This window comes from Arenibaculum pallidiluteum (assembly GCF_017355985.1).
Taxonomy (GTDB): Bacteria; Pseudomonadota; Alphaproteobacteria; order Azospirillales; family Azospirillaceae; genus Arenibaculum; species Arenibaculum pallidiluteum.
This window is the reverse complement of sequence record NZ_JAFIQU010000005.1, coordinates 334,883-353,845: the sequence shown is the minus strand read 5'-3', so window position 1 is coordinate 353,845 and position 18,963 is coordinate 334,883. Positions and strand designations below refer to the sequence as shown.

The 18,963-nt window shown below is 71.6% G+C and carries 21 protein-coding genes; 13 read left to right on the top strand and 8 right to left on the bottom strand.

Going from position 1 to position 18,963, the window contains the following annotated elements; translation table 11 throughout:
* The first annotated feature begins 163 nt into the window (after positions 1-163).
* Entirely contained in the window at positions 164-1,444 is a 1,281-nt protein-coding gene (locus JUB13_RS13650; RefSeq protein WP_207479753.1) for a Gfo/Idh/MocA family protein, read from the top strand.
* Between the two features lie 18 nt (positions 1,445-1,462).
* On the opposite strand, the gene JUB13_RS13645 is transcribed toward JUB13_RS13650, so the two are convergent.
* On the bottom strand, positions 1,463-2,200 hold the full coding sequence (locus JUB13_RS13645) for a superoxide dismutase (protein WP_207479751.1): 738 nt from the start codon (positions 2,198-2,200) through the stop codon (positions 1,463-1,465).
* 144 nt (positions 2,201-2,344) lie between these two features.
* On the opposite strand from JUB13_RS13645, the gene treZ reads away from it, so the two are divergent.
* From treZ to JUB13_RS13625, 4 genes are all read left to right on the top strand, one after another.
* Positions 2,345-4,276: a malto-oligosyltrehalose trehalohydrolase gene (treZ, locus tag JUB13_RS13640; RefSeq protein ID WP_236024927.1), complete on the top strand. Its 1,932-nt coding sequence runs from the start codon at positions 2,345-2,347 to the stop codon at positions 4,274-4,276.
* Between the two features lie 15 nt (positions 4,277-4,291).
* Positions 4,292-4,537 (top strand): ComEA family DNA-binding protein, encoded by a 246-nt coding sequence (locus tag JUB13_RS13635; protein ID WP_207479749.1) that lies wholly within the window; start codon positions 4,292-4,294, stop codon positions 4,535-4,537.
* Between the two features lie 112 nt (positions 4,538-4,649).
* Positions 4,650-5,546, top strand: coding sequence for a YqaJ viral recombinase family protein (locus JUB13_RS13630; protein ID WP_207479747.1), 897 nt, complete (start codon positions 4,650-4,652; stop codon positions 5,544-5,546).
* A 122-nt stretch (positions 5,547-5,668) separates the two neighbouring features.
* Positions 5,669-6,343 (top strand): XRE family transcriptional regulator, encoded by a 675-nt coding sequence (locus JUB13_RS13625; protein ID WP_207479745.1) that lies wholly within the window; start codon positions 5,669-5,671, stop codon positions 6,341-6,343.
* Here JUB13_RS13625 and recD2 read toward each other — a convergent pair.
* Positions 6,310-8,583 (bottom strand): SF1B family DNA helicase RecD2, encoded by a 2,274-nt coding sequence (recD2, locus tag JUB13_RS13620; RefSeq protein WP_207479742.1) that lies wholly within the window; start codon positions 8,581-8,583, stop codon positions 6,310-6,312. The genes JUB13_RS13625 and recD2 overlap by 34 nt on opposite strands.
* Positions 8,584-8,612: 29 nt before the next feature.
* Complete coding sequence (locus JUB13_RS13615; RefSeq protein WP_207479741.1) at positions 8,613-8,975, bottom strand: hypothetical protein; 363 nt, start codon at positions 8,973-8,975, stop codon at positions 8,613-8,615.
* Between the two features lie 152 nt (positions 8,976-9,127).
* Between JUB13_RS13615 and JUB13_RS13610 the strand changes: the two genes are divergently transcribed.
* Positions 9,128-9,478 (top strand): hypothetical protein, encoded by a 351-nt coding sequence (locus JUB13_RS13610; RefSeq protein ID WP_207479739.1) that lies wholly within the window; start codon positions 9,128-9,130, stop codon positions 9,476-9,478.
* A 29-nt stretch (positions 9,479-9,507) separates the two neighbouring features.
* Here JUB13_RS13610 and JUB13_RS13605 read toward each other — a convergent pair whose 3' ends face one another.
* From JUB13_RS13605 to JUB13_RS13595, 3 genes are read right to left on the bottom strand one after another with little or no spacing between them, the layout of a single operon-like run.
* The gene (locus JUB13_RS13605; RefSeq protein WP_207479737.1) at positions 9,508-9,825 is read right to left on the bottom strand and encodes a hypothetical protein; all 318 of its coding nucleotides are present in this window, start codon (positions 9,823-9,825) and stop codon (positions 9,508-9,510) included.
* 30 nt (positions 9,826-9,855) lie between these two features.
* Complete coding sequence (locus JUB13_RS13600; protein ID WP_207479735.1) at positions 9,856-10,215, bottom strand: hypothetical protein; 360 nt, start codon at positions 10,213-10,215, stop codon at positions 9,856-9,858.
* Between the two features lie 43 nt (positions 10,216-10,258).
* Complete coding sequence (locus tag JUB13_RS13595) at positions 10,259-11,026, bottom strand: hypothetical protein (RefSeq protein WP_236024926.1); 768 nt, start codon at positions 11,024-11,026, stop codon at positions 10,259-10,261.
* A 244-nt stretch (positions 11,027-11,270) separates the two neighbouring features.
* Here JUB13_RS13595 and JUB13_RS13590 point away from each other — a divergent pair, with 244 nt between their 5' ends.
* The 4 genes from JUB13_RS13590 (at position 11,271) to JUB13_RS13575 (ending at position 15,951) form a co-directional block, all read left to right on the top strand.
* On the top strand, positions 11,271-11,618 hold the full coding sequence (locus JUB13_RS13590; RefSeq protein ID WP_207479733.1) for a hypothetical protein: 348 nt from the start codon (positions 11,271-11,273) through the stop codon (positions 11,616-11,618).
* Positions 11,615-13,507, top strand: a complete 1,893-nt coding sequence (locus JUB13_RS13585; protein WP_207479731.1) for an AAA family ATPase — start codon at positions 11,615-11,617, stop codon at positions 13,505-13,507. The genes JUB13_RS13590 and JUB13_RS13585 overlap by 4 nt, the downstream gene beginning before the upstream one ends.
* Positions 13,500-14,465 (top strand): metallophosphoesterase, encoded by a 966-nt coding sequence (locus JUB13_RS13580; RefSeq protein ID WP_207479729.1) that lies wholly within the window; start codon positions 13,500-13,502, stop codon positions 14,463-14,465. The genes JUB13_RS13585 and JUB13_RS13580 overlap by 8 nt, the downstream gene beginning before the upstream one ends.
* A gap of 133 nt (positions 14,466-14,598) precedes the next feature.
* The gene (locus JUB13_RS13575) at positions 14,599-15,951 is read left to right on the top strand and encodes an amidase (RefSeq protein WP_207479727.1); all 1,353 of its coding nucleotides are present in this window, start codon (positions 14,599-14,601) and stop codon (positions 15,949-15,951) included.
* A gap of 9 nt (positions 15,952-15,960) precedes the next feature.
* Here JUB13_RS13575 and JUB13_RS13570 read toward each other — a convergent pair whose 3' ends face one another.
* The gene (locus JUB13_RS13570) at positions 15,961-16,140 is read right to left on the bottom strand and encodes a hypothetical protein (RefSeq protein WP_207479725.1); all 180 of its coding nucleotides are present in this window, start codon (positions 16,138-16,140) and stop codon (positions 15,961-15,963) included.
* Positions 16,141-16,354: 214 nt separating this feature from the next.
* On the opposite strand from JUB13_RS13570, the gene JUB13_RS13565 reads away from it, so the two are divergent.
* Genes JUB13_RS13565 through JUB13_RS13555 form a run of 3 tightly spaced genes read left to right on the top strand, consistent with a single transcriptional unit; the run spans position 16,355 to position 18,156 of the window.
* Positions 16,355-16,915, top strand: coding sequence for a methylated-DNA--[protein]-cysteine S-methyltransferase (locus tag JUB13_RS13565; RefSeq protein ID WP_207479723.1), 561 nt, complete (start codon positions 16,355-16,357; stop codon positions 16,913-16,915).
* A 7-nt stretch (positions 16,916-16,922) separates the two neighbouring features.
* On the top strand, positions 16,923-17,765 hold the full coding sequence (locus JUB13_RS13560) for a helix-turn-helix transcriptional regulator (RefSeq protein WP_207479721.1): 843 nt from the start codon (positions 16,923-16,925) through the stop codon (positions 17,763-17,765).
* A 28-nt stretch (positions 17,766-17,793) separates the two neighbouring features.
* On the top strand, positions 17,794-18,156 hold the full coding sequence (locus JUB13_RS13555) for a VOC family protein (protein WP_207479719.1): 363 nt from the start codon (positions 17,794-17,796) through the stop codon (positions 18,154-18,156).
* Between the two features lie 46 nt (positions 18,157-18,202).
* Here JUB13_RS13555 and JUB13_RS13550 read toward each other — a convergent pair whose 3' ends face one another.
* Entirely contained in the window at positions 18,203-18,763 is a 561-nt protein-coding gene (locus tag JUB13_RS13550; RefSeq protein ID WP_211115540.1) for an HNH endonuclease family protein, read from the bottom strand.
* Positions 18,764-18,963: the final 200 nt, after the last annotated feature.

The following is an 18,963-nucleotide window of genomic DNA, read 5'->3' as shown; positions in this document are numbered from 1 at the left end:
TTGGGTTCACCGGACAACACGATCCCCGGAAATCCGTTCCGGATCCGGAATTGGCGCTCATTTGCGCCCCAATCACGACAGCGTGAGCGTGGCAGCACATGCGCGACGCTGGCCCCGCCCGCCTGTTCGCGGTCGATCCCTTCCGCGACAGGAGCCCGAACAGATGTCATCCACGCTGCCGCCGTTCTCGCGCCGGAGCCTGATCAAGACGGGCTCGGTCGGCCTGCTGACCGCCGCCGCCGGCCCGGCCTTCGGGGCGCCCGGCCCCTCCCCGCTGGATGTAGGTCGGGTCGAGGGGGGCCGCGTCACCTTCGACAACTGGCGCGGCGCCGCCGACCGGCCCTCCTCCCCGCCCCCTGCCCCGCTTCCGCCCGGACAGCGCGTCGGCTTCGCCATCGTCGGGCTCGGTAGGCTCTCGCTGGAGCAGGTCCTGCCGGCCTTCGCCGAATGCAGGCAGGCGCGTCCCGTGGCCCTGGTCTCGGGCTCGCCCGAGAAGGCCCGGCTGGTCGCCGCCCAGCACGGCATCAAGCCGTCATCGGTCTACGACTACGGCTCCTGGGACCGCATCGCCGAGGATCCCGAGATCCAGGCCGTCTACGTGGTGCTCCCGAACGGCCTGCACCGGGACGCGGTGCTGCGGGCGGCCGGCGCCGGCAAGCACGTGCTCTGCGAGAAGCCCATGGCCAACAGCTCGGCCGAGGCGCGCGAGATGATCGCGGCCTGCGAGGCCGCGCGCGTCAAGCTGATGATCGCCTACCGTTGCCAGTACGAGCCCTATAACCGTGAGACGATCCGGCGCGTGCGCTCGGGCGAGCTCGGCAGCGCTCGCTTCATCGAGGCGACGAACACCCAGGTCATGGGTCCGGCCGACCAGTGGCGGTTCAAGCGCGCCCTTGCCGGCGGCGGTGCCCTGCCGGATATCGGGCTCTACGGGCTGAACACGGCGCGCGCGATCACCGGCGAGGAGCCGGTCGAGGTCTTCGCGCGCATCTTCAGCCCGGACGGCGACGCCCGCTACCGGGAGGTCGAGGAGAGCGTTTCCTTCATGCTTCGCTTCCCGTCCGGCGTGATCGCCACCTGCTCCTCCAGCTACGGCGCGCATGAGAGCAAGGACCTCCGCGTGCGGCTCGAGCGCGGCTGGATCGACCTGGAGAACGCCTTCGCCTACGAGGGCCAGCAGATGCGGCTCGGCCGGCGGGACGGCAAGGCCGAGAACATCGGCATGCTCCGGCTGGAGCAGCAGAACCAGTTCGCTCTGGAGATCGACCACATGGCCGCCTGCGTGCGCGAGAACCGGATCCCGCGCACCCCCGGCCAGGAGGGGCTGCAGGACCACCTGCTGATGGAGGCGCTGTACGAATCCGCCCGCGGCGGGACGCCGGTGACGCTCGACCGCGTGGCCGAGCGCGACGCGACCCGCGGCCCCGAGCCCGAGCAGGGCTGAGACCGCGGGCGCCCGGGCTCAGATGATCGCCTCGCCCCGGCGGATCGCCGCGTAGCGGCGGTCCACGGCGGCCCAGTCCACCACGTTCCACCAGGCGTTCAAGTAGTCCGCCCGGCGGTTCTGGTACTTCAGGTAATAGGCGTGCTCCCAGACGTCGTTGCCCATCAGCACCGGCCGCCCTTCCATCAGCGGCGTGTCCTGGTTCGGCGCGGCCGCGACCGCGAGCTTGCCCGTGCCCGGCTCGACGGTCACGAAGGCCCATCCGCTGCCGAACTGACCCAGCCCTGCCGCGTTGAAGCGCTGCTTGAAGGCGTCGAAGCCGCCGAAGTCGCGTTCGATGGCCGCGGCGGTCTCGCCGACGGGGGCGCCGCCCTTCCCGGGCCCCATGATCGACCAGAACATCGTGTGGTTCACATGGCCGCCGAGATTGTTGCGGAGCCCCGTGCGGATCGCGTCCGGCACCTCGGGCAGGCGCCGCAGCAGCTCGAGCGCCGAAAGGCGCTGGAGCTCGCCATGGGATTCCAGCAGGCGGTTCACATTGTCCACATACGCCTTGTGGTGGCGGCCGTGGTGCAGGCCCATGGTCTGCGCATCGACATGCGGCTCCAGGGCGGATTCGGGATAGGGCAGCGCCGGCAGCGAGAAGGGCCCGGCGCCCGCCTGGGCGAGGACGAGGTGTGGCCTGACCGCGACGATCAGTGCCGCTGCGGCCCCGGTGACCAGCAGCCGTCGACGGTCGATTTCGGCGTGACCCATTGCGTTCTCCCATGATCGGTGCAGGGGCATGATCCCCGGCCTCGGCCGGGCGTCAACAACCCTGCCGGGTAGCCCGTCCCTTTGGGAGGTGGAACGGCCATCGCGGAGCTGGTGTTGATCCCGGCCACCAGGAGAGTTTTCCCCATGGCGATTCAGCGACGCATGCCGATCGGCGCCGAGCCGTTTCCGGACGGCGTGCATCTTCGCGTCTGGGCGCCGGACCGGCAGGACGTGCGAGCCTGCGTCGTCGAGGGCGGGCGCCGTGGCGAGCCGGTGCGGCTCGAACGCGACGGCGAGGGCTATCACGCAGGCGTCCTGCCGGATGCCGGGGCGGGCACGCTCTACGGCCTGTTGCTGGACGGGGACGAGAAGCTCTACCCCGACCCCGCCTCCCGCTTCCAGCCGCAGGGCGTCCATGGCCCATCCGCCGTCGTCGACCCGGATGCATACCGCTGGAACGATGACGCATGGCAGGGCCCTCCTGCCGCGGGCAACGTGCTCTACGAGATGCATGTCGGCGCCTTCACGAAGGAGGGCACCTGGACCGCCGCCATGGCGGAGCTTCCCGCACTCGCCGAGCTCGGCGTCACGGTGATCGAGATGATGCCGGCGGCCGAGTTCGCCGGCGCCTTCGGCTGGGGCTACGACGGCGTCGCCCTGTTCGCGCCGACCCGTCTCTACGGCGAGCCCGACGACCTCCGTCGCTTCGTGGACCGGGCGCACCAGCTCGGGATCGCCGTGATCCACGACGTCGTCTACAACCATCTTGGCCCCGACGGGAACTACCTGAAGGAATTCGCGAAGGCCTACTTCACCGACCGCTATGAGAACGAATGGGGCGAGCCCATCAACTTCGACGGACCCGGCAGCAGCGCCGTGCGGGAGTACTTCGTGGCCAACGCCCGCTACTGGGCGGAGGAATTCCATATCGACGGGCTACGTCTGGATGCCACGCAGCAGATCTTCGACGCCTCGCCCGTGCACGTGATCACCGAGATCGCCGAAGCCATGCGCGAGGCCGCGGGACCCCGCCGGACCCTCATCATCGGCGAGAACGAACCCCAGCAGGTTCAGGTCGTCCGCTCGGCCCGCGACGGCGGCATCGGCCTCGACGCGGTGTGGAACGACGACTTCCACCACAGCGCCATGGTCGCCCTGACCGGACGCAGCGAAGCCTACTACTCCGACCATCTCGGCCGCGCGCAGGAGTTCGTCTCGGCCGCCAAGTACGGATTCCTGTTCCAGGGTCAGCGCTATGCCTGGCAGAAGGACCTGAAGCGCGGGCGTGGCACGCCGACCTTCGGCCTGCCGCCCCAGCGCTTCGTCTGGTTTCTGCAGAACCACGACCAGATCGCCAACTCGGCCACCGGCGCCCGCGTCCACGAGCTCTGCCATCCAGGCTCGCTACGGGCCCTGACGGCATTGATGCTGCTGAGCCCCGGCACCCCCATGCTCTTCATGGGCCAGGAATTCCTGGCATCGAGCCCGTTCCTGTATTTCGCGGACAACGAGCCGGAGCTTGCCCGCAAGGTCGCTCAGGGCCGCGCCGAGTTCCTGAGCCAGTTCTCCTCGGTCGCGACGCCCTTGATCCGAAAGCGCCTCAAGGACCCCACCGACCCGCGGACCTTCGAGGACAGCAAGCTCGACCATGCCGAGCGCGAGGAGAACGCCCATGCATGGCTCCTGCACAGGGACCTGCTGGCCGTGCGCCGTGCGGATGCAGCCTTCGCCCGGAACGAGCCGGGCCGGGTGGACGGGGCCGTGCTGGGCGCCGACGCCTTCGTGCTGCGCTTCTTCGGCCCCGAGCCCCCCGAAGACCGCCTGCTTCTGGTGAACCTCGGCCGCGACCTCCGGCTGGAGCCCATGCCCGAGCCGCTGCTGGCCCCACCAGTGGATCTGGAATGGCGCCTGCGCTGGCGCAGCGAGGATCCCCGCTACGGCGGCATCGGCATCCCGCCCTTCGAGCCTGCGGAGCCCTGGATCCTGTCGGCAAGATCGGCCCTGGTGCTGGCGCCCGCGGCCGGCAAGCCGCGCGACCCCGCACGCAGCAACCCCGGGATGGCCCGGACCAACTAGCCCAGGAGAGTACCCATGACCCAGGAACGCCCCGATACCCGCCGCCCGTCCAGCCAGACGCCCTTCGACGAGAGCGTGAACGTCAACACCGCGACCTACGAGCAGCTCCGCGCGCTGCCGGGAATCGGCGATGGGATCGCGCGGTCGATCATGGACTGGCGCGAGCGCCACGGGACGATCACCCATATGGAGATGCTGCGCGACGAGGGGCTGATCCCCGCGGACCGCTACGACGAGCTGTCGGCGCTGCTCAGGGTCTGACGTCCAGCCGGCCAAGGTTGCTGCAGGTTTGCAGCAGCCATGTCGCTTGAAGGGCTCGTTCCGGGGCCGATATAATGCGTTCTCGCATTGTTCGAAAAGGACGGGCCCTTCCATGGCGATTTCGGCGGCGCAGCGGCGCCTGCGCGCGGACAAGATCGGCTCGTCCGATGCGCGGCGCATCATGGACGGCCGCTGGAAGGAGCTCTGGCGCGAGAAGACCGGGCGGGCCGAGCCGCCATGCCTGGACTTCGTGCCGGCGGTGCAGATCGGGGTCGCGACCGAGCCCCTGCACGCGCGCTTCTTCACCCGGGCGACGGGGATCGGCTGCTACCCCGCCGATGCCGAGACCTACGTGCATCCCCGCTACGATTTCCTGGTTGCACATCTGGACTTCCTGACTTGGCGCGATCCCGTCGGCCCCTTCACCGACGCGCCCGACACGGTGCTGGAGGCCAAGTTCTGCGGCGGCCCCCAGCTCGACGAGGAACTTGCCGAGACGTATTTCTGGCAGCTCCAGCACCAGATGATGGTGTCGGGCCTGGGGCGGTCGGTTCTCTCGATCCTGCGCCCGTCGGGCTATTCCTGGATCGAGGTGCCCTTCGACGAGGCGCAGGCGAACGCCCTGCTCGAGACCGAGCTGGCGTTCTGGTGGCACGTCGAACAGGACGAGGAACCCGGCGACCCGCTGCCCGTCGAGGCGCCGCCGGTCGAGGCCGCGCGCATCTTGGACATGACCTTCCACAACGAGTTCGCCGACCATGCGGTGACGCTGATGGCGAACCGCAAGGGCGTGCAGGCCTACAAGGAGGCCGAGGCCGAGCTGAAGGCGCTGATGCCGCCCGAGGCCCGCATCGCCTACGTGCCGCCGGCCGCGGGCGAAGCCGGTCTCTACCTGCTGCGCGCAAGGGATGGTCGCGTCTCGCTCCGATTCGGGGGCCTTCCGCGCCGCTATGCCGGCCGGAGCCAGGTCTGGGGCCCGGACCTGCCCGCGGCCGAGGCGGCGGAATAGCGCAGGAATCCTTGCGAAGACGCAGTTAACACCCACCGTCCAAACCGTATTTTGGCTGGAAAGCTTGCGAAGTCGCAGAACGCGCTTATCCTCCCGCCCCAATCCGGACTGGAGAGGGCGGGATGGAGCGTATCAGGCGGGCCCTTCACGACTGGATGCGCGACGTCCTGGATCAGCGCGGCTGGAGCGCGGCGGAATGGGCGCGCCGCGCTGACGTCACCCCCACCAACCTGACCCGTTTCCTGAGGGATCCCGCCAGGGCGTCGCTGCCCAGCGCAGAGACGATCGGGAATCTCGCCTGGGCCGCGGGGACCGAGCCGCGCTTCCTTGGCCGTGCGCGGGAACGCGAGGTCCCGCCGGTCCAGCGCGTGCCCGTGCTGACCATCGCCCAGCTGCGTCGCCTGCGCGGGCTCGACCGCGTCGACGCCGAGCGCTTCCTGGACGATCTCGCCCGGGGTAACGGGCCCACCGTGCTGCTGGACGGGACCGCGCGCCATGGCGCCTTCGCGCTGCGCATCACCTCGCTCCACATGAACGCCGGCGGGCTGATGCCGGAGGATCACGTGGTGCTGGAGCCGCCGACCGTGCTCGCGCCCTCCTGGGGGGACCTGGTCGTCACGGTGTCGGGCTATCACGTCTGCGGCTACCGGTACCACCCGCCCCTGCTCGTGCCGGCCAGCACCGACAGCAGCTGCGGGCCGGCCTTCGTCGAGGAGGAGACGATCGTCGGCGTCGCTGTCCAGCTGGTGCGGAGCTTCCGCCCCTATTCGGCCGCGGCCGCCGCGGCCGCGGTCTGATCGCCCGTCAGGCGCTCGCGCAGGAGCGAGGTCCGGCCGTCCACGCGCAAAGTCGCGGCGGCCTGCGCAATGGCCCCGCGCTCGCCCACCAGCACGACGAGCCGCCGGCCGCGGGTGACGGCCGTGTACAGCAGGTTCCGGTGCAGCATGGGGCCGTGCTGGGCGGTCAGCGGCACGACGACCGCCGGGTATTCCGAGCCCTGAGCCTTGTGGACCGTAGTGGCATAGGCGAGAACCAGCCGGTCCAGGTCGGCCGCGGGGTAGACGACCTCGCGCCCGTCGAAGTCGACGGTCAGGGCGCCGCCGGCCTCGTCCACGGCCGTCACCAGGCCGAGATCCCCGTTGTAGACCTCGCGCGCGTGGTCGTTCTCGACCTGCATGACCTTGTCGCCGAGGCGGAAGAAGGTGCCGTAGCGGCGGAGCTGGGGAACCATCTCCTGCCCGTTCAGCCGGCGCTGCAGCTCCAGGTTCAGCAGCCGCGCGCCGAGCAGACCGCGGTTCATGGGGCACAGGACCTGGACGTCCCGCACGGGATCCAGGCCGAAGCGGCGCGGGATCCGCTCGGTCACGATCTGGAGAAGCTTGCGCAGTCCGTCCTCCGGCCCGTCGGCCTCGACCAGGTAGAAGTCGGAAGCGCCGGCTGGTGCCGCGGGCGGCGCCTCGGGCGGCAGTCCCTGACGGATCCGATGGGCATTGACGGTGATGAGGCTCTGCGCCGCCTGGCGGAACACCTCGATCAGCCGCTCCACAGGCAGGGTCCCCGAGGCGATCAGGTCCTCGAGCACCTGCCCGGGCCCCACCGGCGGAAGCTGGTCCACATCCCCGATCAGCAGCAGCGCGGCGCGGCGCGGCACGGCCGCGAGCAGCGCGTTCATCAGGCGCACGTCGATCATCGAGGCCTCGTCGACGACCAGCAGGTCGCATTCGAGCTGGTGCGCCTCGTTGCGCCGGAAATGGCCGAGCGTCGGCTCCACCTCCAGGAGGCGGTGGATCGTCGATGCTTCGATGCCGGTGCTTTCGGTCAGGCGCCGCGCGGCACGCCCGGTCGGCGCGGCCAGCAGGACCCGCGCGCCCTGGGCCCGCAGAATGCGCAGCAGCGCGTCGACCAGCGTCGTCTTGCCGACGCCCGGCCCGCCCGTGAGCACCAGCAGCTTGGCCGCGAGGGCACGGTCCAGCGCGCGCCGCTGGTCCGGGCCGAGGGCGAGCCCGGTTTCCGCCTCGACCCGCGCCATGGCGGCGGCGCGGTCGGCGATGCGCCAGGGCGGCGGCCCCAGGGCGAGGCGGCGCAGCCTCTCGGCGATGCGCTGCTCGGCCCGGTGCAGGACGGCGGGGAACACGCAGTCGACGTCCTCGACCGGCTCCAGCACCGCGGTGCGGGCCTCCAGCTCCAGCTCGAGCGCCTGCTCGACCGTGGCGCGGGGGACCTCCAGCAGGGCCTCGGCCAGCGCCACCAGCTCGTCGCGCGGCACGCCGCACTGGCCGGCCTCCTCGGTCGCCTGGGCCAGCGCGAAGAGAAGCCCCGCTCGCACGCGCACCAGCGCGGTGCGCCGCACGCCCAGTCGCAGGGCCACCGCATCCGCGCCGGTGAAGCCGAAGCCCCGGATGTCCCGCGCCAGACGGTAGGGATCTTCCACGATCAGGCGGATCGCGTCGGGGCCGTAGGCGCGGAAGATGCGGACCGCCCGCGCGGTTCCGATGCCATGGCCGTGCAGGAAGACCATGATGTCGCGGACGGTCTTCTGCTCGGTCCAGGCGGCGAGGATCGCATCGGCCCGTTGCGGACCGATGCCGGGTACGGCGCGAAGCCGCTCGGGCTCCTCCTCGATCACGCGGAAGACCTGGTCGCCGAAAGCCTTGACCAGGCGCTTCGCATGGACCGGGCCGACGCCGCGCACCATGCCGGACGCCAGGTAACGCTCGATCCCCTCGAGGCTCCCCGGTAGCGCCGCCTTCAGCGTCTCGGCCTTGAACTGCAGGCCGTGCCGGGGATCCTGGACCCAGGAGCCCGCCGCCTCGACCCATTCGCCGGCCTCGACGGCCGAGGCATGGCCGACCACGGTCAGAACGCGGCGGATCCCCTCGGGCTTCACGCGGAGCACGCAGAAACCCGTCTCGGCATTGTGGTAAGTGACGCGCTCCACCAGCCCCGAGACCAGGTCCCGATCGTCGGCATGGGCCGCGCCCGCCGGGCCGAAGCGCGGCGGGATCAGGGGAAGGCTGGTCTGGATCGGGCGGTCCATGGCTGGGATCTCTCCGGCTGTCCGCCCCGTCAGCCCCGGGCGGCGCGGCGGCGGGGCGCCGGCTTCGGCGGGGCCGAGGCGTTGGCCGCTGCGGGAATGCTGGTGGCCGGCCGAGGCGCGGCCCCGTCCGCCAAAGGGGTTGCCGGGGGGCTCGCGGCGCCCACGCGCGCGGCGAGGCGGCCGTAGGCCTCGTCCTCACGCGCCTTCCAGGCCGTGCGCGACAGCGCCTCGACATGCCGAGCCTTGCGGGCCGACAGCAGCGTCCGTGCCGCGGCAGCCTCCTCGGCCGTCTCGAAGACCATCCAGAGGCGCAGGCTGGCGCCGGCGCGCGCCAGCACCTGCTCGACACGATCAGCGACGCCGGGGTTGCCCGTTCCTGTCCTCGCGGCCATCAGATGCGGGCTCCAAAATTAGATGCGCCATGCCCGCCAAACCCTTGCACGGACTTGAAGAAGCAGCCTTCGATCACCATTTGTTCCCCTGAACAATCCACCAGAAGACGACTAAGGAGCGGCCGGGCGGATGCCCGCGCCGAAGGCACGCGATGGCCTACCTGCCTATGATCGAACTGACCCCGCAGGTGCGGATGATGCTCGCCCGAGGCGCGCTGCGGCTTGCCCCCGGCCAATGGGTCAGGGACCCCGAGCGCGGCAAGGGACGGTATCTCCGCACGGATCCGCGCACGGGCGTCACCTATGCGAGTTGGGTGCGGCCCGGCGACAGCTGGGAGCAGGCCTCCGGCCGCTTCCACCGGGCCTGCCGGAACGCCTATGTCGGCAAGTACCGCCGGCTTTACGAGGCTGCGAAGCTGTTCCGCAAGGCCGAGCGCGCCGAGGCCGCCGGCCTGACCCCGGCGGACGCGGGGGAGATCGCCGCGGCCCAGCCGACCGGCTGAGAGCAACCGCGCCACGGCCTGCCTCTCCCTCATTCCGCCGCGATCCTGTAGGGATCGATGGGCTCGGGACCGGGCGGCTCGGCAAGGCCGAGCATGGCCGCGATCTCGGTTTCGGTGGGCTGCCGACGGTAGCCCAGGGCATAGCGCTCGAGGGCCGCGAGGCACTCGGGCACGGTGCCCATGCCGACGGCGCGGCAGTCCTCGTAGCCCATCGCCCCCGTACGGACCCAGTGCGTCACGTAGCAGGGCTCGCCGGGCTCCATCCCGATCGTGAAGGAGAACCGCCCCTCGCCGCCGATGGCGGCATGGACGCGACGCAGATGCGAGCGCAGTTCTTCGATGGTCATGGCGGGTCTCCGAAATTCCTCTTCCTTCTGTCAGGCCGCGAAGCGGCCCGCCGCCCGGGCCGAGCGGCGCACCGACGGCGCCGGCCCGGGACCCGCCTGGAGCGCCTCCTCGGCGGCGCGCGCCCAGGCGGCGTCCTCGGCCAGGGCGTTGCGGATCTCCTCGACCGAGCTGCCGAGCACCGGCGCACGCGCGGTGTCGAGACGCCCGAGCTGCGTCATCAGACCGACGGCCTCGGCGACCACCCAGGCCAGGAACTGACGCTCGCGCAGCTCGGCCGATCTCCACCACCGCGGCATGGTGCCGTGGCTGGCCTGGACCTCGCGCTCCCAGGCGGCCCGGGTGAACAGGCCGCTGGGTGACCGGATGGGATAGGCTTCGCCGTCACTCATGATGCGAACTCGCAGCTCCTTGGACGTGCGCAGGGGAACGGGCTCAGGCGGCCTCTCGGTCGCCCCGCAGCAGCTCCGCCTTCTTCTGGGAGAACATGGACGTGATGCGCTGCTGAGCGGCCTTGTCGACGACGCCGATCTCGCGCGTGCGCGCGCCGATCCCGGACCGCCACAGGGCGTCCAGAGCCTCGAGGTCCTCGACGGCGTCGAGCTTCTCACGCACGTCGCGCTCGAACGCCTCGATCGCGGCCGGCTGGTTCTCCGGCAGGGAACGGGCGTTGAAATAGGCCTCGGACTCCTCGCGGTACTTGGAATCGTCGAACTGGCCCATGTAGACGTCGGCGCCGAGCCCGAGCTGCTGCAGGCATTTGCCCACCGCGTCCGTGATCGACATCTTGAAGCACTCGTCGTCCGGCCGCTCGGTGCCGTCGCGCGAGCGGCGCACGATCTCGGTGCCGCCCCACTGGGGACCCGTGTAGCAGACCTCGCCGCTCTCGGGGTCGCGGTACCAGACGCGCACGCAGATGAAGATCATGCGCTCGACGACGGTCCACTCGAGCTGCTCGTAGCCCCAGCCCTTGCCAATGGGGCCGAACACCTCGGTCATGACCTGCAGCCGCCAGGCGGGATCGATCTGCGTGCCGCGGAATCCGCCCGAGCGCGTGAAGGACTTCGTGGCCTTCGGGTCGGTGCGGCGCAGGCGGTTCCAAAGGCCGAGGTTCTCCGCCGCCTGCTGCAGGGCAGGCTGGGCAGGCGCCGCGTCGGCCGCGCGCTCGCCTTCGGCGGAAAGGGCTTTGACGGACTTGACCACGCTTCCTCCTCGAAGCGGCCCGCATGGCCGCAGCTCTCGATTCTTCCGTTTGCGGAATGTTCCCGCAGTTATACCTGCAAAAACGCAGTCCAACAAGAACGAAAAGGGAACAGGTTCCGCTTGCCGGCCAGGAGCCTCATGGATCATGGTTAATTTCGGGACTGTTCCCATATGGTTGTGCCGGCGCCGCCCCGCCACCGCGCAGAAGGGGAATGCCGGTCCCTGAAGGAAAGGGCTCGACACGATGGAACGCGCAGCCTCGCCACCGCCCCAAGCCGTATCCGAGGACCGGGTCCTCGCGCTGCTGGAGGAGCAGCGGCGGCGCCATGCGCGGCTCCAGGAACGCCAGAGGCTGATGCGTCTGGAGCTCGCCCGCCGCGCCGAGGAGCTGGAGTCAGTGAAGGCCGAGGCGCGCGCAGCCTTCGGAACGGACGATCCTGCCGCGTTGCAGGCCCTGCTGGACGAGCGCCGCCGCCGGAACGCCGAGGCCGTCGCCGCGTTCCGAGACCAGCTCGACGGGATCGAGCGTGCCCTGACGGAGGTCGAGGAGCACACGCGTGCGCGGCCCGACGAGCGGCGCGACCGGGCATGAGCGGACTGCCGGTACGCAGCACCGATCGCGAGGCCGGGAGCCCCGCCGCATGGGACCTGGCCCGCGCACTGGCCGGGGTTGAATCCCGGGCCTCGGCCCTGGTCGCCCGCCGGGCCGAGCTGGGCGCCCGCGACCGGGCCCTTCGGTCCGAGGTCGGCGTGGCCAAGGGGCGCCTTGCCCTGCGTGGACCCGTCGAGCAGGTGCTGGAGCGGCTGCAGGAGCGCGCGCATGAGCGGTCCGTAGGTCTCTATGAAAGACTGCTGACGGGATTGCTGGACGACGTGCTTCCGGGCGACCGCCGCATCGCGCTGACGCTGGGCACCGAGCGCGGCCTCCCCTCCCTCGACCTGGAGGTCGACCGTGGCGGACGGCGCGAGGGCATCCTTGAAGGATCGGGCGGGAGCCTGACCAATGTCGTGTCGACCGGGCTGCGCTTCGCGGCGCTGGTCCGCTCGGGACGCCGCAGGTTCGTCGCCCTGGACGAGCCGGACTGCTGGCTGGCACCCGACCGCGTCCCGGCCCTGGGCCGCGTGATCGCGACCATCGCGCGGGAGGTCGGCGTGCAGACCCTGCTGGTCAGCCACCATGATCCCGCCCTCTTCGCGGCGGAGGCCTTGGTGGTGTCGCTCGCCGGGAATGGGACGGACGCACCGCACGTCCTGGCCGGCCCGCTGCCGACCTGGCCCGAGGACGGGCCGGGCCTGCGCAGCATCCGCCTCGTGGAATTCATGTGCCACCGCGACACGCGGATCCCGCTCGGCCCCGGCGTGACCGCCCTGGTCGGTGCCAACAACATCGGCAAGAGCGCGGTGATCTCGGGCCTGCGCGCCTGCGCCTACGGCGCGGCGACCGATACGGTGATCCGGCACGGCGCCACCGCCGCCCGCGTCGAGCTGGAGATCGAGGGGCGCCGCACCATCGTCTGGGAGCGCCGGCGGCGCGGCGCTCCCAAGGTGACATGGCGCCGGATCGGGCCGGGCGGCGCGGTCGAGATAGAGACGCCGGGCGCCCGTGACGTTCCCGGCTGGGTCGTGGCGGATCTCGGGATCGCGCCGCTGGACGAGATCGACGTGCAGCTCGGCCACCAGAAGCGCCCGGTCTTCCTCCTGGACCAGCCGCCCCGCCAGCGTGCGCGGATCCTATCGGTGGGGCGCGAATCCGGCCATCTGCACGCCATGCAGGAGCGCTACAGGTCCGCCCTGCGCGCCGACACCGAGCTGGTGCGCCGCGGCGAGGAGGAGCTGCAGGCCCTTGCCGACCGGCTCGACGGCTTCGTTCCGCTCGAGCGTGCCGAGGCTGGACTGCGTGCGGCGCGCGGCGCGCTGGCCGGGCTTGCCCGCGGCGAGGCGGAGGCCGAGGAGCTGGGGCGGCTCATCGGCGGCATCGGCCAAGCCCAACGCCATGTCGCTGCGGCTTCGGCGGAGGTGGAGGCGCTCGATCCGGTGCCGCAGGCGCCGCCAGTCCAGGCGGCCACGGCGCCTGCCGCTGCAGCCCTGGAGCGGCTGCGGACCACGGCCTCGGCCGTCGCGCGGCTCGAGGCCGCCCTGCGACCGCTCGATGCGCTGGGTCCCGTGCCGCAGGTCGAGCCGACCGCCCGCCTTGCCGCGCTCCGGAGGGTTCTCTCCGATCCGCCGCCACCTCCCCTTCCCGCCCTGCCCGACGCACCCCTGCCCGCGCCGACCGCGGCGCTGGCTGACGCCCTGGCAGCCATGCGGTCGCTGGAGGCGGCGCTCGCCGCCGGAGCGCCTGCGGTCGCGGCGCTGGACGCCGAGATCGCCGGGACCGAGACGGCGGTGAACGCGCTGCTCGACCGCCTGGGTAATCGCTGCCCGCTGTGCGGCGGGGCCGTCGCCGATGCCGGTCACCTGCTGGGAGCGTCCCATGGCTGAGCCCGCCGGCATCCTCTTCATCGGCGACCCGCACCTGTCCTCGCGCAGGCCGGGCCGCCGGCGGGACCACGACTTCGCCGCCACCTGCCTGGACCGGCTCGACCAGTGCATCGCACTCGCCGGCGCCGAGGATCTGCTTCCCGTCATCCTGGGCGACCTCTTCGACCGCCCGCGGGAAGACGACCACGGCCTGATCGTGCGCGCGATCCGCATTCTGCGGACGGCGCGCCACATGCCTTTCTGCCTCGTCGGAAACCACGACCGGGTCGATGCACGGCTGGGCGATGACACCGCGCTGGCCCTGGTCCGCGAGGCCGGGGCGGTCCGCACCATCGAAACCCCGGGCCCCGTCTTCACGCGCCCCATCGGCGGGCGACGGGTCGGCCTCGGCGCGACGCCGCACGGCGATGCGATTCCGCGGGACGTGACCGGACTGTTTCCGGACGCGGAGACGGTCGCCTGGCTCACGCATCACGACCTCGCGATCGGGCGGACCTATCCCGGGGCGGAGCCCGTCTTTCCCATCATCGGCTGCGACGTCGTCGTGAACGGCCACATGCACGGTCTGGAGCCGCCGCGCCGCACGGGCGGCACCCTCTGGTTCAATCCCGGGAACATCCTGCGCCAGAGCGTCGACATGATCGACCACGTGCCGGCCGCCTGGGCCTGGGACCCGAAGGAGCCGCACAGCTTCGGGCAGCGCCCGCTGCGCTACGACCGTGACGTCTTCGACCTGACGGGCCGCCATGCGGCACCGATCGCTCCCGGCGCCGAGGCAAGGCCAAGCGTCTTCGCCGAGCTTCTCGGCTCGGAGAGCCGGTCCGAGATGGAGCGGACGTCCGACGGCTCCGTGCTGCTGGAGGAGATCGAGCGCCTGTTTGCCGAGGACGACGTCCCGCCGGAGGTGCGCGCGGTCGTGCTGGCGCTGCACCGGGACACGGTCGGCGACGCCGCCTGAGGCCAGCGCCCTGGGACGGGTGCCCTGGGACGGGTGCCCTGGGACGGGTGGCCCTGGACAGGCGCGCAACGGCTGGCCGGCTTCCCGCTGCCGCGTTATACGGGTGGCAACCCGATTCCCGATGGGAAAGCCCATGAGCAGCGCGACCGCCCTCCCGTCCCCGAGCATCCAGTCTCAGGCCGCCGACCTTGCCGAAGGCCGCACCACCAGCGTCGCCCTCACCGAGGCGGCGCTGGCGGCCATCGAGGCTGCCGGTGGCGACGGCGGCGGCGCCTTCCTTCTGGTCGACCGCGCCGGGGCGCTGGCCCAGGCGCGCGCCAGCGACATGCTGCGGGCGGGCGGCGTGGTTCCCTCGCCGCTCGCGGGCATCCCTCTTTCGGTGAAGGACCTGTTCGACGTCGCCGGCCAAGTGACGGCCGCCGGCTCGCGGGTGCTGGCGGATGCGGCGCCGGCCAGTCAGGACGCCGTCGCGGTGGCGCGGCTGCGCGCCGCCGGGGCTGTGCTGATCGGCCGCACCAACATGACCGAATTCGCATTCTCCGGCCTCGGACTGAACCCGCATTACGGCACGCCCGAGAACCCTGCCGCGCCGGGACGGATTCCGGGAGGTTCCTCCTCCGGTGCCGGCGCATCGGTGGCGCGGGGAATCACCGCTGCCTCCGTCGGCAGCGACACCGGCGGGTCGGTGCGCATCCCCGCGGCCTTCTGCGGGATCGTCGGCTTCAAGCCCACCCAGTCGCGAATCCCGCGCGACGGCGCCGTGCCGCTGTCCTGGAGCCTCGACTGCGTGGGTCCGCTGGGCCGGACGGTCGCCTGCTGCGCGCTGACGGCGGCGGCCATGGCGGGCCTTGCCGTTGCCGTGCCGCGCGCGGTCGATGTCGCGGGGCTGCGCCTTGCGGTTCCCGGCTGCCATCTCCTGGACGGCATGGACGCGACGGTCGCCGCCGCGTTCGAGCGGGCGCTGGGGCGGCTCTCGGCGGCCGGGGCGCGGGTCGTCGAGACCCCGATGCCGCCGATCGACGCGATTCCGGCCCTGAACTCCCGCGGCACGCTGACGGCGTCCGAATCCTATGCATGGCACCGCGACCTGCTGGCCCGCCGGAGCGAAGGCTACGATCCGCGGGTCGGCCGTCGCATCATGCTGGGGGCGGAGATGACCGCCTCCGACTACATCGACCTGACGCGCGGGCGCCAGGCGCTGATGGCGGAGATGGATGCCCTGACCCGCGACTGGGACGCCGTGCTGCTGCCGACCGTCGCGGTGGTTCCGCCGCGCCTGGAGGAGCTGGCCGAGGATGCCGACTATTTCCGGATCAACGCCCTGGTGCTGCGCAACACCTCGGCCTGGAACTTCCTGGAGCGGCCGGCGGTCTCGCTGCCCTGCGCCAGCGATGGCGCTCCGGTTGGGCTGATGGTGGTCGGAAAGCGCGGCCACGACGGACGGCTTCTGTCCCTGGCGGCCGCGCTGGAACCGGTCGTCGCCTGACCTCCGCGGTCAGCCGAAGCGTGCGGACGCGCGGGAGCCCGGCCGCCGGCCGGCGTTCAGCCGCGCCAGTTCCTCGGGCGCCAGCGCGGCCGGATCGATCCGGCGGACCTCCGACGGCGGCGTGGGCTGCCACGCCCAGTTGATCTGCGGCTCGGCGCGGCCGGCCGACTTCTCCTCGTCCTGGCTCATGCGTTTTCTCCCCTCGGTCCGGCGCGACGCGCCTGCCATTGGCTGAGGAACGGCGGATTCCCTGGCCGTGTTCCAGCCTCCTCCGACCGTGGTAGGGCGGGATGCCGCTCCGGGTGCCGCCAGACCGGCACAAGCATAGGTCGAGGGGCGTCATGCGCCGGGCGCAGCAATTTTCTCCAAGCCCACGCTCCGGCGCGCTTGCTATCATCCCTGCATGACCGGATCCGGCTTCACGCTCTTCGAAACGCCGATCGGGCGCTGCGCGATCGCGTGGGGAAAGGGTGGCGTCACGGCGCTGAGATTGCCCGACACCGACGACACGGCGACGCTTGCCCGCCTTCTGGCGCGCGCGCCGGGCGCCGCCGAGGCGAGGCCGGGTCCGGCGATCGCGCAGGCGATCGCCGATGTCTCGGCGCTGCTGTCCGGCGAGCCGCGCGATCTTTCCAAGGTCGGGCTCGACATGGATGCGCTTTCGCCCTTCGACTGCCGCGTCTACGCGGCCACACGGACGATCCCGCCGGGATCGACGCTGAGCTATGGCCGGTTGGCCGCACGGATCGGGGCATCCGGGGCTGCCCGCGAGGTCGGCCGTGCGCTGGGCAGGAACCCCTTTCCGCTTCTCGTGCCCTGTCACCGCGTCGTGGCGGCGGACGGCCGGCTAGGCGGCTTCTCGGCACCCGGGGGCGCGCGGACCAAGCGGCGCCTGCTGGCGATCGAGGCCGCGCTGGCCGACGACCTTTTCTCCTTCGCCGGCGGCGCGGCCGGAAGGGATTAGCGGGGCCATGGTCGCCACCACGCTGCACAGCGGCCGGACCGTCAGGATCGTCGACTATCGCTGCGGCCGCGGCCCCGAGGCCGATCCCTTCCCCGAGGAGCATGACGCCTTCTCCCTGGCCTATGTGCGGCGCGGCAGCTTCGGCTACCGGACCGGCGGCGTCGCCTACGAGCTCGTCGCGGGATCGGTGCTGATCGGACATCCCGGCGCCGAGTATGTCTGCACGCACGAGCATGCCTGCGGCGACGAATGCCTGTCCTTCCACGCCGCACCCGAGCTGGTGGACAGCTTAGGCAGGGCTGGGACGGCCTGGCGGTCCGGCGCGCTGCCCCCACTGCCCGAGCTGATGGTGCTGGGCGAACTGGCACAGGCGGCCGCCTGCGGGCACAGCGACGTCGGCCTTGACGAGGTCGGTCTGGCCTTCGCCGGGCGCTTCGTTTCCCTGGCCTCGGGCCGGGCCCTTCCGGCCGCCCCGCCGACGACCCGGGACCGGCGCCGGGCGGTCGAGGCGGCCCTCTGGATCGACGACAACGCGCAGGAGGCGATCGATCTCGAGGAGGTCGCGAGCGGGGCCGGGCTCAGCGCCTTCCACTTCCTGCGGCTCTTCGCGCGATCGCTGGGCGTGACGCCGCACCAGTACCTCGTGCGTTGCCGGCTGCGCCGCGCGGCCCGCCTGCTCGCCGAGGCGGACCGTCCGGTTATCGACATCGCCTATTCGGTCGGCTTCGGAGACCTCTCCAACTTCATCCGTACCTTCCGCCGCGCGGCAGGCCTTTCGCCAAGAAACTTCCGCAAGCTCTCCGCCGGCGATCGCAAGATCCTCCAAGAACGCATCACTGGGGCGCCATAGCCTGACCTCCCCTACATTCGGAGGTCACATGTTCGATCACATTGGACTCAGGGTCAGGAACGTTGAGGCCAGTGCCCGCTTCTATGGCGAGGCATTGGCGCCGCTCGGCCACGCACTGGCATCCCAGGATGAATCCGGCGCCGGCTTCGGACCGCCCGGTGCGCCCGCACTATGGCTCCACGCCGCGGAGGGAACGGCGGGCTCGGGCGCCCACGTGGCGTTCAACGCCGAGAGCCGCGCGGCGGTCGACGCCTTCCATGCCCGCGGCCTCGCCGCCGGAGGGCGCGACAATGGCCGCCCCGGACCGCGGCCGGACTATGGCCCCTCCTACTACGCGGCCTTCCTGATCGATCCCGACGGCAACAACGTCGAGGCGGTCTGCCTGCGCTGACGGCCGGAGCCCGTCGCCCTGGCCGGCAGGTCGCGGCGGCGGGCGCTCACGGCGCCGCCGCCAGACGCGCATCGCAATCCGTCAGGATGTTGCCGACCGCAATCCGCTCCGCCTCGTTCATCGCAAGCTGCCAGCGCGCCTTGATGACCACCCATTCGGCGACGTAGCCGCAGAGGGCGGCTGGGTCCGGCGGCAGCCATTCCGCGGGATCCTTCGCCCCCTTTGCGCGGTTCGCCGCGGCGGAGGTCGCGACCAGCGTGCGCGGGTCCGACAGGTCGTTCGCGAAGGCGGCGCGCCTTTCGCGCGGCCAGCCATGGCCTCCGCTGTCATGCGCCTCCTGCAGGGCCACGACGTGGTCGATATCGACCGTGCGCGGATCCGTCAGAATCTCGCCGGTATAGGGATCGACCCAGCGCCCCGCCAGAACCGAGCAGCGGTCCGCGGAGAGGCGGGCCGGCTCGGTGCTTTCGGCGACCAGCACCTCTTCCCGCACATTCAGGCAGTTGCCGTCGGTATCCAGCCAATGAGGCCAGTCCTCCCGGCGATAGCCCGAGCGGACCTCCGGCTCGACCCGGATGCGGCCGAGCGCCGCCAGCGCCTCCGCCACGCCGGCGCGTGCCGTCGGTGGCGGTGCCTTGCCGGGGGTTCCGGCGGATCGGGACGTTTCCGAAGGCGGGGTGGACTGCGGAGTGAACGGTGGCCCGAGACCGACGTCTTCGAGATAGCCGACCGCGAGCAGGAGGAGAAGCGCAAGAACCGAAAGGCCGCCACCGATGCGGAAGCGGCGTGCTCCCGATGCGGGGGTTC